This is a genomic window from Pelagicoccus albus, from assembly GCF_014230145.1.
Lineage (GTDB): Bacteria > Verrucomicrobiota > Verrucomicrobiia > Opitutales > Opitutaceae > Pelagicoccus > Pelagicoccus albus.
In genome coordinates this window covers 141,684-154,683 of record NZ_JACHVC010000006.1, presented here as the reverse complement: position 1 = coordinate 154,683, position 13,000 = coordinate 141,684, and the positions used below count along the sequence as shown (strand labels likewise).

General features: G+C 51.8%; 10 protein-coding genes. 2 read left to right on the top strand and 8 right to left on the bottom strand.

Going from position 1 to position 13,000, the window contains the following annotated elements:
- Positions 1 to 43: 43 nt before the first annotated feature.
- Together H5P27_RS04160 and H5P27_RS04155 are read left to right on the top strand one after the other, a co-directional pair.
- The gene (locus tag H5P27_RS04160) at positions 44 to 637 is read left to right on the top strand and encodes a hypothetical protein (RefSeq protein WP_185659118.1); all 594 of its coding nucleotides are present in this window, start codon (positions 44 to 46) and stop codon (positions 635 to 637) included.
- A 207-nt stretch (positions 638 to 844) separates the two neighbouring features.
- Positions 845 to 2,221 carry a glycoside hydrolase family 88/105 protein gene (locus H5P27_RS04155; protein WP_185659117.1) on the top strand — a complete coding sequence of 459 codons (1,377 nt, stop codon included), beginning with the start codon at positions 845 to 847 and terminating at the stop codon, positions 2,219 to 2,221.
- Between the two features lie 10 nt (positions 2,222 to 2,231).
- Here the strand turns inward: H5P27_RS04155 and H5P27_RS04150 are convergent, their stop codons facing one another.
- The 8 genes from H5P27_RS04150 to H5P27_RS04115 all read right to left on the bottom strand — a co-directional run bounded on the left by H5P27_RS04150 (position 2,232) and on the right by H5P27_RS04115 (position 12,991).
- A complete protein-coding gene (locus tag H5P27_RS04150; protein ID WP_185659116.1) occupies positions 2,232 to 3,395 on the bottom strand; it encodes an alpha/beta hydrolase family protein in 1,164 nt (387 codons plus the stop codon).
- 83 nt (positions 3,396 to 3,478) lie between these two features.
- Complete coding sequence (locus H5P27_RS04145; RefSeq protein ID WP_185659115.1) at positions 3,479 to 5,062, bottom strand: polysaccharide lyase; 1,584 nt, start codon at positions 5,060 to 5,062, stop codon at positions 3,479 to 3,481.
- Positions 5,063 to 5,137: 75 nt separating this feature from the next.
- Entirely contained in the window at positions 5,138 to 5,791 is a 654-nt protein-coding gene (locus tag H5P27_RS04140; RefSeq protein ID WP_185659114.1) for a DUF3826 domain-containing protein, read from the bottom strand.
- Positions 5,792 to 6,034: 243 nt separating this feature from the next.
- The gene (locus H5P27_RS04135) at positions 6,035 to 9,544 is read right to left on the bottom strand and encodes a TonB-dependent receptor plug domain-containing protein (protein ID WP_185659113.1); all 3,510 of its coding nucleotides are present in this window, start codon (positions 9,542 to 9,544) and stop codon (positions 6,035 to 6,037) included.
- A gap of 641 nt (positions 9,545 to 10,185) precedes the next feature.
- On the bottom strand, positions 10,186 to 11,193 hold the full coding sequence (locus H5P27_RS04130; RefSeq protein ID WP_185659112.1) for a malate dehydrogenase: 1,008 nt from the start codon (positions 11,191 to 11,193) through the stop codon (positions 10,186 to 10,188).
- A gap of 121 nt (positions 11,194 to 11,314) precedes the next feature.
- A complete protein-coding gene (locus tag H5P27_RS04125; protein ID WP_185659111.1) occupies positions 11,315 to 12,394 on the bottom strand; it encodes a class II aldolase/adducin family protein in 1,080 nt (359 codons plus the stop codon).
- Between the two features lie 49 nt (positions 12,395 to 12,443).
- Positions 12,444 to 12,734 carry a EutN/CcmL family microcompartment protein gene (locus H5P27_RS04120; protein WP_185659110.1) on the bottom strand — a complete coding sequence of 97 codons (291 nt, stop codon included), beginning with the start codon at positions 12,732 to 12,734 and terminating at the stop codon, positions 12,444 to 12,446.
- Entirely contained in the window at positions 12,731 to 12,991 is a 261-nt protein-coding gene (locus tag H5P27_RS04115) for a EutN/CcmL family microcompartment protein (protein WP_185659109.1), read from the bottom strand. Before H5P27_RS04115 ends, H5P27_RS04120 begins: the two co-directional genes overlap by 4 nt.
- Positions 12,992 to 13,000 lie beyond the last annotated feature (9 nt).

Below are 13,000 nucleotides of genomic sequence, written 5' to 3'. Positions count from 1 at the left end.
TTCATCCCCTTTCGAAAACAAGAAAACCCAACCTTATACCCTAATGAAAACACGCAAACTACTATGCACCGCGATTGCCCTATGCGTCGCAACTGGAAACGCCCTTTTACTTGAAGCAGCTCCACCCAAAGCGATAGCTGACATGGACAAAAAGGAGCTCAAAATCCACAAACGCGATTACAAAAAGTACGCTTTCGAAACACAGATAAATAAGGACCGATCAACCGGCATAACCTGGCTAGAGTCGCCTCAAGTCGCCCATCCTTCGACTCCTGCCATGGCTCACTATTTTAGAGTGGCATTCCGGGACGGGAAGCCTGTAGCTCATCAGCTAATCGTCGCCAAGTTGCATCAAGGCATGACCGAATACGATCGAAAATCAATGGACTACACCAGCGCTCGAATCGGGGACAGAGTACTCCCTACCGAAGCGGGCGATCCGCAAAGAAACCCAGCATACGATCAGCTAACTCAGATTTCGTCTATCACCATCACTCCGGAAATCCTGAAGAGCCATGCAGACACAGGGATAGACCTTTGGGTAAAAAACACCTTTGGAGAAACCGAAGTTCCCATCCACGCGAGCTTGGTGACAGCCTTCCTCAGTCGCTACGAGAAATTAGCGAGTAAAAAGTAGCAGCAAAACGACTTCATCGTATCCCTGTGGCGTACCTGAATCGGGTACGCCATTTTCGTGCTCGAGCATCCTCCTTCGAACAATAAGGACCACAGAGATACTTACTGTAAGCGCAAGGACCACTTTAATTAAACGGCAATTGCAGAGTACTCTGTCGACTTCGCTACACTACCCCGCTCGCACAACCCTACATTGAGAATTCCCCCCATGAAAGGACTCCCCTACCTCTCACTCTCACTCATTGCAGTCTTGCTAATCCCACCCTCACCGCTCGATGCCCAGTTGATAGGGCCAGATGCAGAACCTGCACTTGGTTTGTGGAAGAAGCCATCCGCAATGCCCGTATCCTATGAGGTTGCTGAGACTGAAGAAATCCTGGCCAAACTGGAATCGGTGCTTCGCTATCTGGAAACAGCTAGTCCAATCCGTATCGGCGACTTGGAGACGGAAAAAGCCCTAGAGGAGGGAGAGAAATGGCCTCGACTCCCTGGTCTAGTACGCGGTCCTTTTGCCTTGGTAAGCTACGAATGGGGTGTCACCTATGCGGGCATGCTATCAGCGGCGGAAGCAACAGGAAATGAGGATTTCAATCGATTCGTTTCAGAGCGTCTGACGACTATAAGAGAATTGAGCGAGGTCTATGGTGAAATGGCTGAAGATGATCGTCCCGAACGCTATCCAACCAAACGGCTACTTGAACCCCATTCTCTTGACCATTGCGGGGCTATGTCAGCTGCCATGATCAAGGCACAAGCAGCTGGTGTCGTGGAAAATTTGGATACACTTTGGCAAAGCGGCTTACATCACGTCGGCACCGAACAATACCGCCTCGAAGACGGCACCTTAGCACGCAACCGGCCTATGAAAGACAGCCTATGGCTGGACGATCTCTACATGAGCGTGCCCGCCTTGACGCAGATGGCAGCCTACACAGGTGATTCAAACTACTTCGATGATGCGGTCAGACAAATGACCCAGTTCTCCGAACGCATGTTCATTGAGGAAGAAGGCTTGTACCGACATGGCTGGGTACAAGAAATGGATCCCCATCCCTATTTCCCGTGGGCCAGAGCCAACGGCTGGGCTTTCATGGCAAACGCGGAACTGTTGTCAGAACTTCCGAAAGACCACCCGGGTTACGAGAAAATGCTCGAGCTTTTTCAAGCGCATGCGGCTGGGCTATCCACAACTCAAGGCATCAACGGACTTTGGCACCAACTGCTCAACGAGCCCGGCACCTATGAGGAAACCTCAGCCAGCGCCATGTTTGTTTTCGGATTGGCAAAAGGTATTAATGAAGGCTGGCTAGATCCATTGACCTACGGCCCCATCGCATCCCTCGGCTGGAACGCGGTAGCGGAAAAAATCAACGAAGAAGGCCAAGTGGAAGGCACCTGCGTCGGTACCGGAATGGGCTGGGACAAAGCGTTCTACGCCTACCGGGCCACCAGCATGTACGCAGCCCATGGATACGGACCCGTCCTCCTAGCAGGAGCAGAAATGATAAGACTACGCCAAGGTCTAGGCTCAAAAGCTCGGGTACACGATGGTGGAGTCCATTTTGGCGAGACACCCGATTGGTAAGAGAGAATTTTCAGTTCAAGTTATCTCGCAAATAGTCACGCATGCTCTCCAACAAGACCGGATCGAGAGGAACTTTGTGTCCTAGACCGTCGGAATCTGTCGCATACCTGTAGGGACTTCCCCAAAGCGTTAGACGCTGACGCAACAAAGACATCTGGTGCTGAGCGTCCGGCCCCTCCCCACTGTTGATACTGAGAAAGAGCGGCTTGGTAGCTCCCTCGAGATAATCCAACGCCCCCTGCTCTTTCCAGAGAACAGGATTCTCATCTGATTCTCCCCAAGCCTTCAAATATCGCGGCCACATCTTATCATTCTTCAAAAGATTAAGATAAGTAAAACGCCCGGAAAGAACTATCGCCGCCTGAACAGTGTCATCTTCTTCCGGATACTCGCCTTTCACCTCAAAGCTGCCGTTTCCTTCAGTTGTCACTAGGGCTAATGCCATACCGCTTCCGCGAGAGAACCCTGCCACCGCGATATCATCCGATAAACCTAATTCACGCCCCGCACCACGCAGGGTTCGCGTCGCTGCCTTGATCTTGGGAATGCAGTCAACCATCGGATCTAAGCCTTTGTAGGGCGGAGGAACGGGGTGATCCGCCATGGCGAAGGCGTAGCCAGCCGTAGCAAAGCCTTCCAACAAAGTGTCCCGACAAACCGCGAGCGAGAAATTCCCCATGCGATCTGTATTGTCACACGAAAATTCTAAAACACACGGAACAGATCCGTCCGCATCTAGCGGATACGCGATATCCATTAAAAGAGGTCGCTGCTCATTAACGAAATAAAGTACATCAGGCTTCAAGCCATAGCCTTCAGGCAGAATGAATATCCGAGCGTAATCCAAATCTAACTCCTTAAAGAGTTCGTTTCGAAACAAATCATTACGAAGCTTTTGGATGTCTCGGCTCAGGTAAGGAAATATCGCCTCGGGAGCGTCTCGATAGTCGAATTCAATTACTCGGGAGCCATCTAGCCCCACCCCGTCCTGCTTTGCTTGAAACTCGGGCAATCCACCCAGTTTCAGAATGGTTATCGACTCCCCTTCAGATGGCTGCTGGATAACTTTCCAATCGATGGCATGACCAAGCGCGTTGCTGTACCATTCGCCACTTTGGGCAAAAGAGGAACAAGAGATAGTCAAGCAGATGAGAGCGAAGGCTAATGACTTCATAAACAAAAACAGCAAAAGGTAGGAGCGATCTCGCGTCGCGATTATTCGTATGAAATCGCGACTCTAGGTCGCTACTACCCTAACTAGTTGAAAGGATTCCAGAAAAGGTCCTTATAGGTCCGAGGCGTTTCCCACTTCTGGGCTGGAGCCGACGGATCCATACCGTTGATAAAGTCTTCGATATTGGTGTAGCCGTCGCCATTCAAGTCGGCAGAAGCGTCGGAAGCATCCTTGGGGTTAAGACCATGCATCTTCTCCCACTTATCAGGCATGCCGTCGCCGTCGCTATCCTTGTAGGGCTTCCCATGATACTCCGGATAGCCTCCCACTTGCTTGATATCGGTGATGATCCCCTTTCCCTCCTTGTAAAGGACCTCGCCCGTTCGCACCATCTTCACGATACGTTCGTCGACAGGATCCCGTTTCGGCAAAGTTGCCCCCGCATTTTCAAGCACGTCCTCGTAAGCCTGCTCGGCAGAAGTGATTTCGAGATAAGAATGTGGATACGGTTTATCGATACGAATTTCAGGGAGTTTTCTCTCCGGGACGACTCCATTTTCCTTTTCCAGCTGCACACCGCCCGCCCAATTGTCAGCAGTCACTTTCTCATTCCCCTCGATCACGTTTCCAGAGGCGTACACTCGGCCGAAGTCATTGATCGGGAATTTGCTGCGACGAGCCTCGGGCTTGATGATGCGGTGAGAAATCGCTCCTTCCGGCGTTACAGGACCGGGCTTGTAGTAATTGTTGATCATCGAGTAATAGCTCCGATGATCCCCGCCATCCGTCGTTCGATGCCGCCAATTAAAGATCACGTTGTTGGCAAAAGTGAAGTCGTAGATCATGCCAACACTTGCATTGCGGCCAGTATTACTTGCCCAAAGATTGTGGTGAAATGTGCTATTGTACCCACCAATGGTGCTTCCAAAGGCATGGTCATAGGTATCCAAGGCCTCGCTGAAAATCGAATTCTGGATGGTGATGTTTACCGTAGGCAGCTTCTGCTTCTTAGAGCCGTCCCCTGGATCGTACATGTGACGGTACATGGACATGTTCTCATCCAATCCCCAACTGGCGGACACATGGTCGATCATGATGTTGCCGATGGGATTTCCACCCAAGGAATCGTTACGATCTCCCACCCAAGTCTCGCCCCTACGGAAACGCATTTGGCGTATGACAACATCGTGCGTTTCCAGCTCAACCGTATCTCCCGCGATGCAAACGCCATCGCCTGGAGCCGTGCCACCCGCTATCGTGATGTACGGAGCTCGGATGATAAGGCGCTCCTCCAGCTTGATAATTCCCGCCACATTGAAGACTACGATTCTAGGACCGCCCGCTTCGCAAGCTTCACGGAAGCTACCCGGACCACGATCGTTCAAGTTGGTCACGACAAAGACTTTTCCGCCGCGTCCACCAAAAGAGTACATGCCACCACCTTGAGCTCCTGGAAACGCCGGAATATCAGCCTGCGGAAGATCATCCGGATGGGAGGCAGACGGGATATACGGTTTACCCTTCGCTTCCCATTCCTGGATAACTGGCAACGCCTTTTCCCATGCCGCATCGGAATTCTGCTGCATGATAGCCTTCAAACGATCCGACTCTGCCTGCACATCGTCAGAGATTGTTGGATACCCAGCGTAAGTTGGTGAGATAAGCACCCCAGAAAAAACCGAAGTGTAAAACAGTGTTTTTAGACAGAACCTTTTCACAACGCTCTAAGCTCTGAGAAGTTACTACTCCGCTCTAGCCGCCTTTTCCTTTTCGGCCAAAATACGCTCACGTTCCTTCATATTCACTCCCAGCTTGGAGAGGTAGTTGTTGATGCGACCTTTATATTTTCCGAAACGCTTGTGCTTCTCATCTGAAGAGCCTTCATCCATAGCATGCTCTCGAGCCTCCACCAAAGCGGCATAGATGTAGCGTTTGTGCACATCATCCAAATCTCCCAATAGCTGCATGTAGCGGTAGTAGGTGTTAGGTACCACGCCATAGGTCATGCCGTCCTTCACCTGCTCGACTTGTTCCTCGTTCAACTCAGTGGAGAGTTTAGCCAAAAACGCGTAGTGAAGCTCGTACACATCCAGATCCGCCTCTCGTTTAAGGGTTTCGATTTCTTCTGCTGCCGCCCCGCTTTCCTTAAGCTCCGCTACCTTCGCGTCCCTCCCGTCATGGATGTCGCGAAGATCTCGGTACTGGGCAGCGATGATTTCTGATACGCGGTCTTCTACACCACGATCCTTGAGATCCATCTTGGCAACGATCTTGTCGCCCCGCTTCATTACAGTCTGCCAATAGGCGGCTTCCTCGCTCGAATCAGAGCTAGCGCGCGCCTCGAGTGAAACGAGCGCTCCAAGACACAAAAATGCTACAAGGGAACGTTTCTTCATGATATTCAAAAAATGGGGGGTTGAATGCAAATCGATGCCGCCCTCTTCCACCACACCGCGTAGTTGGCAGAATCAGAATCGTTGAGATCGGGTAAAATAACTTCCGGCGACAAAAAGGAAAGACACGCTTCGCTGGCTTTCGTTTCTGTATCCAAGAAAATGATGAGACCAAAAGAGGCTCGGCATTTCGAATACCGAGCCTCTCGAAAAAATACAGATATAAACTAAACCTCAGACGGTTTCTTAGAAGGAGCCACGAAGGCCGAGCTGCATGTTGAAACCGTAGTCGTTAATAGATTCCATGTTGACCCAGTCAGGGAGAAGTCCGTCTTCGTCGAAGATTTCCTTCTTCGTCTGTGTGTTGGTCACATTACGAGCGCTATAGAAAATGCCATAACGGTCGTTGAGCTGGTAGTTGAAGTTCACATCCACCTTAGTGACTTCTGGATAGCGATAGTAGAGCTGCACGCTTTCGCCGCTACGGCTTGTTGGGTCAGGAAGGTAGTTCTTGCGAGTGTACTTCTGGATGAGCTCGCCAGTGTAGGTAGCGCTAACACGAGCGCTGAAGCGACCCGAGTTGAAGTACACCCCGAAACCAGCACCGTCCTTCGGAGAATCCGCGAGGGAAGCGCCGTCGGTCTTAACAGTGTCCTTGGTTGAGTAGCTACCGTAGACTTGGAACTTATCGCCAAAGTCACCGAGGAATCCGAGTGATTGATTGATTTCCACCTCATAGCCGGTGGTGCGAGAAGTGCCTTCACCATTTCGCTGGGTGGTCACTGTCCAACCGATGTACTCGTCTGTTACTGGCAGTCCAAACGCTCTGAGATCGTCCAGATTCTCCATTATGTAGTTATCGTAAACGATGTAGTTCTCGGTTTCGTCCACGAAGTAACTAAGCTTGATCTTGCCACCGAGGTCGGTGTAGTAGGCGAGCTGGTAGTCGAACTTGTCAGAACGCCAAGGCTCAATTGCAGGGTTACCGATCGTTACAGTACCTGGGGTACCGTCACTGGTGTAGTTGAACGTAACTCTCTGCAAAACACCATAAGAACCTTCGAAGTCAGGAGCACCATTCGCTTTTGCATAACCGACACGAGCAGTGAGTCGATTCGTAATTTCGTAAGCAGTCTGGAAGCTAAAGGTCGGGTCCGTCTTGGAGCTTTCGTCGATCGCATAGTCCTTAGTCCACTCACGCATTTTGTACGCTAGGGTCCCACTCTCAATTGGCGTGTTGTTGTCGTCAACCGAGCTCAGGAAGCCCGCATCCACGAGTTGCTGCAAGACGTCCGGGCGATCTTCTCCGTACTTTTCCTGCCAGTCGTCACGAACGCTAACTGGGCTCAAAGCGATCTCTCCTGTCTCAGCGTCAACGGTCTCATAATAAAATGGGGTCCCATCATCATAGAGAAGATAATCACGGTCCTTATTTTGGTAGGGGCCGTATCCAGAACGCTCAGCTTCCGACCAACGCATACCGGTTACAAAACTCAGTTTGTTATTGAGAGCTTTACCTTCGAACTGCACGTAGTAGGCATCACTGGTTTCCTTAATGTGCTTACTATTCTGAACAGACTGGTTGTAGTTGCGGGCCGCAACGGAATCACCGCTAATCAAGAGATCCTCCGTATCCGAGAAGTAATCCGGGTTAGCCTCGTAGAAATCATAGATTTTGTAAGGGTCCACCCAAGTCATGGGGCTAAAGCCAAAACCTGGATCCTGTTCGACATAGACTTCGTCTGCATAGACCGATGGATCGAACGCTGAAACTGGACCTGTATAGCGATAGGTATAGTTAACACCGAGACCAGATTTCGTATCCTCTATTACACGACGAAAGACACCGGTCTTGGCTGTAAGACGAAAATTGTCAGTGCTGAGGAAATCGAGATCGCGAGTGATATCTAACTTGAAGGTATCCTTGATGGACTCGGATTGACTTTGGCCACCGCGCACAAAAAGGGTGGACCCACCGTCCGAAGCTTCATTGAGGTTACTTACCTTGTAGTTGCTGATATCATACAGATTATATGGATTCCCATCGGAGTCGGTTATCTCCAGAATTCCGGGGATACCGTTGGTGATATTACCCATATACATCTCGGCGATACCGGAGGACTGCAGCTCAATGACGGAAAAGTGGCCATTGTTTGTACTATCTAGAGCAGAGTTCGAACGAGAGCTGGAAGCAGTCGCGTTAATACGCCACGGACCACGGTCCAACTTATAGTCGAGATAGTAATTGTTGGTATCACCACTACGATCGAGGAAGCTGATATCCATATCCGCCTTGGCCTTGCCAGTCTTGCTGATCACATAGCCAGTTCCATCGCCATTGCTGCCCCAGTCGAGTGGAGTGTCACCCGGCTTGACTTGGATACGACGGTAGGAGTCGGTACCGTTATAGTCTGAGCGATCGTAGCGGAAGGAGAGGCTCTGCCCTTCCGTTGGACGCCAGTCCGCCTTGATGCCGAATCCAGTACGCTCAGCGATACGTGGAGCATCGGTGATCTGAATGTTCTTGAGGTAAGGATTTCCAACGTTGTCGTAGTGACCATCCTCATCAGTGCCGCGACGATCCATACCCCACTGCGATTTGGTAGTGTGGTTTTCATTGTACTGCTGCGAGTACTGGCCCGTTACGGTGATACCGAACTTTTCGTTGATTGGCTTAACGTACTGGAAGTCGAAACCAGGGATAGTCTTGTAAGTCGACTCGTTGGTTGGACCAGGAGTCTTGGAGAAGAAGTTACCCAAGTTGTCCGAATTCAAGCTGAGGTAGGTACGCCAGTTGAATTGAGCCTTTGGATACTCGAAAGCGGTGCGGCTAACGAGATTGATCGAACCACCGGTCGCGCCATCTGGCATGTCGGCTGTAGGAAGCTTGGTTACCTCAATGCGAGAAGCATTGTTGACTGAGATCATATCCAGAGCGACCGCACGGGTCAGGCTTCCTGGATCCGAGCCGGAGATTTCCACACCGTCCACCATGATAGCGGTGTGCTCAGCTCCAAAGCCGCGGATACCTACTGAGGTCGCGTCCGCGCCACTTCCGTACGTACTGCCATAGCTGACGTTTACACCTGGAAGGAACTTGATGAATTCACCCAAGTTTCCGTCCGTGTTGTCGCCAAACTGGTCGGCAGCTACGACGTCTTTAAGCTCCGTCGAGAAACGTTCCTCGTTGATGGCGAGAGCCGCAGCGTTGAACTCCGCTTGCGTCTTAACCTCAAAAGGCTCGAGCTCAAACACGCCATCTTCGCTCCCGGGAAGGTTTGTACCGCGGAGAGTGATACCGACATTCTGGTTAACCGTTTCTCCATCGGAAACGTTGACGTTGAGTTTCTGTATAGAAGTGCCGCCGTATTCAACGACGAGGACAACATCACCTTCTGGTACACCACGTAGTTTATAGGAGCCATCAGTCTCAGAAACTGCCGCCAAGCTAGTTCCCTCCACGCGGATACGAGCGCTGCTGAGGTACAGGCCGGAAGACTGACTAATAACCTTACCCGTAATCGTACCACGGCCATCCGCGGCATAGGAATCAGGCAGTACCGCAACCGAAGCCGCAAAGGTTAGAAGGAAAGCAGCCAAACGGGTGGAGCTGCGATAGTTGGAAAGTCGACCTTCGCGGGGTCCACTTGATGTCTTGGACATAGATCCGCTCGCTGGATCAGAAGTTTCGTTGGATGCGTGCAGACCGCTCCCTTGGGAGGACCTATCCGCAGCCGAAGCTCTAGATAGAAACATGAAGTTTGTAGGCTTTTGAGGTTACTAGATTTTAAGCCCGACGAAGCGCTTAAACAAGGGTAGTAGGGGCAGCGTCGAACAATTGGGGGTTTATTTCATTTGAAATAAGGAGTGAAATAGTAGGTGTTTATGAAATTATCTGTCAATATAAAATTTATGCAAACAATCCGAAAGCTCGCCGCACCAACACCAGTAGGTTCTTTCGATTCCGTCTAATACGTCCCAATTCCATGCGGTTTTTACCCTAATTCAGGGTAAACCCAGTGACTTAAGTCCCTGTGATTCTGTCGCATCTAATCGTACAAACCCACTCAAAAACGTATTTGTTTCATTCTATTTCATTTAATATCAACAATATGCTTCTCCGTGACGGGCGTTGTTTCTGCAGAAACCTTCGGCGTAACTAGCTAACAAGCATAGCCTTAAGAGGTTTTGCCATTTTGGGGACATGGTAGGGGCTGGCGGAACCGAGGGTCGGAGAATCGGTAGGGAAGAAGTGACTAAAGCTTTCCTTCGTCGCCACAACCCACCCCCAAGGCTGACAGACAGAGTCCCAAAAATAAATTGGCCGACGAGCTCGAAAGCGCGTCGGCCAAATTGCAGGGTCGCTACCAAACGGCCCTACCCATACTGATATCTAACTAAATGCTTAATCCGAGCTGGCCAAAAGCCACCTCGCGCTCCTCAAGGAGCTCCTGATTGGAAGCGGCGATCTTTTCCTTGGCGTAGTCGGACAGCTTGACGCCTTCGACCACACGCCACTTCCCTGCTCCATCGACACGAATCGGGAGCGAAGTGATGATTCCTGCAGGTGAGCCGTACTCGCCATTGGAAATAACACATACGCTATGCAAGTCCCCGCGAGTCGGGTTGCTGAGATCACGAACGGTGTCGACCACCGCGTTGGCAGCGGAAGCGGCGGAAGATGCTCCTCGGGCATCGATGATCGCCTTACCGCGTTGGCCAACGGTCGGCACAAAGGTATCACGCAGCCAAGCCTGGTCCAAAATCACGTCGGTCACCTTGCTGCGTCCGATCTTCGCGTTTTCGAAATCTGGATACATGCTCGGGCTGTGGTTCCCCCAAACGCAAAGCTCCGAAACTTCCTTCACCGCGACGCCAGCCTTATGAGCGAGCTGAGTCTTAGCGCGGTTCTCGTCCAAACGGGTCATAGCGAAGAACTGCTCGTCTGGGATATTCGGCGCGCTCTTCATGGCGATCAGGCAGTTGGTATTACATGGGTTGCCCACCACTAGAACACGAACGCTGGATTTCGCGTAATCATTGATGGCTTTACCCTGTCCTACGAACACCTTGCCGTTGATGCCTAGCAAATCCGCACGCTCCATGCCCTGCTTGCGAGGAACAGAACCCACCAGCAATGCCCAATCCACATCCTTGAAGCCCACGCTCAGGTCCGAAGTCTGCACGATCTCCGCCACTAGGGGAAACGCGCAATCGTCGAGCTCCATCGCCACCCCGCGAAGAGCCGCCATGCCGGGCTCGATCTCGATCAGGTTCAGGGCTACCGGCTGATCCGGGCCAAACATCTGGCCAGAAGCGATTCTAAACAGGAGCGCATACCCGATGTTTCCGGCTGCTCCGGTTACGGCTACACGAATGGGGGCTTTCTTGGAAAAGGTGTTCATGATTTTTGGGCGGGTTTGTTTGAGATTAAAAAAAGAGGAGCGAGCTCGCTCTGGATCAGTCAGCGGTCGGGAGACACAAATGGCTGATCGCGAGCAAGCTGGCTCCTACATCCTACAGCGACTAGCCGAGTTTAGACATGATCTGGTCCGTGATCTTCTGGACCAAAGCTTCGTCTACTTCTCCGGTAGGTACGGAACAACCACAAGAGGCGCCCGCTGGCTGCGTGTTGACGGTAAATTCTCCTGCGTCGCAGAGCTCGCACTCCTTCAGCTCATCCAAGCGATGATCTGGCATGCCGAGCTTTTTGCGAAGAATGATAAGATCCTTGAGCTTGTCCGGGCTGTAAGACTTCGGACCGCCGATCTGCATGGAGATAGAAACGGTCTGACAGAACGCATCCGTGTTCTCCATCTTCCAGTAAGCGTCTTCCACATCGTTACCCCAACAGATCACACCGTGGTTCTGCATAAGGATAGACTGGTGGCGCTTGGCCAATGCTCCGACTTCCTTGGCGTTTTCGGGAGTACCTGGAGTCTGGTAGCTGGCGAAACCGATTTCGCCGAGGAATACTTCTGGCTCAGGGATCAAACAAGCTGGTGGAACAACTCCTGCGACCGCGAAGGCCGTGGCGTAAACTGGGTGAGCGTGTACACAAGACTTCGCCTTAGGCTCGGCCTTCATGATACCGAGGTGCGTATTCACTTCGGAAGTACGTGGGCGAGTACCTGCGACCTGGTTGCCATCGAGGTCTACCATACAGATATCGTCCGGAGTCATGAATCCCTTGGAAATCAGGGTCGGCGTACAAAGCACGAGGTTGTCGCCCACGCGGACAGTGATGTTACCGCCGTTTCCGTCGACGTAGCCCTTGTTCCAGATGCGTTCACCGATATGGCAGATACGCTCCTTGAGGGCTTGGATTTCCTTGGAGTAGAAAAACTTTTCGAGCTCGGCAGCTGTCTTCGGATCACCACCTGGTGTCCAGTTGTATTCAGCGTTTGGCAGAACTGGGTTGTGGATCTTTACCTGTCCACCAGCGGGAGCGGCGGCCGCAGGAGCAGCGGCTGGAGCGCTGCGCTTGTGCTTGCGCATGATGTCGCGAGCCATCGGAGTGAGCTTCGCGTTGGCTGGTACGCTGTCAAGCGACTGGCCTTGCTTTATCAATTGTTCGAGATCCTTTGCGGTATAGAGCTTACTCATTTGTCTAGAGTTTGATTTTTATTAAATTTAAAAGGAGGGAGTGTGCCGACTAGGCCGGCGGCGAGAACTGGAAGGTGTCGACTAACGCGACGGTGATCGCATCCAATGGCACAGGATGCGGAAATGGCTGCGTAGCCTCGGCCCCTTCGACGTAGAGAATCTGATCCCCTACTCCAGCGCCTAGCCTGTCGTAAACAACCGGAGTCGATGCCTTGCCGTATTCGCGGCGGCCTGACAGCTCCTCGGTACCCATAGGGCTCACCATCAGCCAACGCCCGCCCCGAAACTCGGATGCGAGATCGCCGAAAGTGACTGTGCCAATAACCGTGCCCATTTTCATGATACGTCTACCAGCCCCATAACCTGATTGCGAATGGGCGAGTTGTCGCACCCAGTCAGCTTTTGAGTCCAAGAACCGTCGGTCGTGATGAAAACCGTGGCATGCCGCCCTGCTCCTAACGGATCGAGAGCGGCAAACGGCTCCCCTGCCTTTTCGCCTTTTTCGTCTAGCGGAGTACAGAGCACGATGGTCTGGCCCTTGAGACTTGCGTCGCAAAAGCTAGAGGTCACGTGTCCGTCTATCCGGGCGAGAATCATAGCGATTAA

Excerpts from the sequence above, each read along its gene's own strand:
- H5P27_RS04160 (WP_185659118.1), top strand. The coding sequence starts at position 44 with ATGAAAACACGCAAACTACTATGCACCGCGATTGCCCTATGCGTCGCA.
- H5P27_RS04125 (WP_185659111.1), bottom strand. The coding sequence starts at position 12,394 with ATGAGTAAGCTCTATACCGCAAAGGATCTCGAACAATTGATAAAGCAA.
- H5P27_RS04130 (WP_185659112.1), bottom strand. The coding sequence starts at position 11,193 with ATGAACACCTTTTCCAAGAAAGCCCCCATTCGTGTAGCCGTAACCGGA.
- H5P27_RS04150 (WP_185659116.1), bottom strand. The coding sequence starts at position 3,395 with ATGAAGTCATTAGCCTTCGCTCTCATCTGCTTGACTATCTCTTGTTCC.
- H5P27_RS04140 (WP_185659114.1), bottom strand. The coding sequence starts at position 5,791 with ATGAAGAAACGTTCCCTTGTAGCATTTTTGTGTCTTGGAGCGCTCGTT.
- H5P27_RS04120 (WP_185659110.1), bottom strand. The coding sequence starts at position 12,734 with ATGAAAATGGGCACGGTTATTGGCACAGTCACTTTCGGCGATCTCGCA.
- H5P27_RS04155 (WP_185659117.1), top strand. The coding sequence starts at position 845 with ATGAAAGGACTCCCCTACCTCTCACTCTCACTCATTGCAGTCTTGCTA.
- H5P27_RS04115 (WP_185659109.1), bottom strand. The coding sequence starts at position 12,991 with ATGATTCTCGCCCGGATAGACGGACACGTGACCTCTAGCTTTTGCGAC.
- H5P27_RS04135 (WP_185659113.1), bottom strand. The coding sequence starts at position 9,544 with ATGTTTCTATCTAGAGCTTCGGCTGCGGATAGGTCCTCCCAAGGGAGC.